We start from the raw sequence: 1,103 nt of genomic DNA, 5'->3' as shown, positions 1-1,103 counted from the left end.
AAGATGCCCGCCGTCGTCGAGCCGCCGATAACGTTCGACACCTGCGCGACGCCAAACGCTCCGGCCAGAGTTGCCGTGCCGGAACCGATCGAGATCGAAACCGAGACCGCGACCTGCAGGGCGGTGATCGACTTGCTGGAATCGGCCTCGATAGTGGCGCTTCCACCCGAGGTGAGGCTCGAGTCCACCACATGCGCGGCCACGACGTCGTTCACCGTGTTCGTGGCGACCGAAACGGCCGCGGTCAGCGAAACGGTCGCCGAACTGCCGCCAATGGATGCCGAGATCGCGGCTGTCGCCACAGTGGCGTTCACCGTCGCCGAGTCGGTGGCGAAGATGCCGGCATTGCCGTCCGCGTCGACCGACGAGCCGCCGATGACACCCGCCTCGATTGTATTCGAGATGGTGTTGTCGGCGCCGGCGCCCGCTCCGGCGCCGGAAAGGCTGACGTTGCCGCCGCCGACGCCAACGCCGATCGATGCCGCCACGGCCGTGGCGGTGATGGAACCAGTCGAGGAAGCGTCCGCGGTGAAATCGCCGCCGGCGGTGATGTTCGATCCCTCCTCGACCACGGCGCGGGTAGTGTTGGTGACGGAGTTCGTGGCGTCGATGGCCGATACAGTCAGCGTCGCAGACGCGCCGCTGCCGCCGCTCACGCCGACCGATGCGGCGACTGATACGATGGTGGCGCTGATATCGGTCTGGTCGGCGGCGTTGAGGGTGACGTCGCCCGAAGCGTCGACATCCGCCGCGCGGATGATTGCAAGCACGGAATTGTTTGTGACGTTCGAGACGCCGGCGCCTGCGCCGGTCAGCGAAACGCTCGCGCTGCCGGAGCCGACCGAAACGCCCACCGAAGCCGCCGTGACGATGGCGTCGATAGACTTCGACGACGAGGCCAGCACATCGACGTCGCCAGTGACCGTCGTATCGACGTTGTCGATGATGGCTTCCGTCGTCGAGGTGATGGAATTGTGGGCAATAGACGCGCTGACCGTGCCGGCCACAGACACGCCGCTGCTGCCGCCCGCCGCGACGCTCAGGCCGACCGAGGTCGCATCGGCGTTGATGATGCCCGAATCCGTGGCGCTGACCAGCAGGCC

1 protein-coding gene is annotated in these 1,103 nt (G+C 66.9%); it reads right to left on the bottom strand.

Annotation, left to right across the window (positions count from 1 at the left end):
• The coding region (locus EOD07_RS35355) for a hypothetical protein (RefSeq protein ID WP_164772892.1) at positions 1–1,103 on the bottom strand (1,103 nt) is incomplete at both ends.

It is taken from the genome of Mesorhizobium sp. M2C.T.Ca.TU.002.02.1.1 (assembly GCF_003997225.1).
Note: the sequence above shows the minus strand (reverse complement) of the source record. Positions and strands in the feature narration are given on the sequence as shown.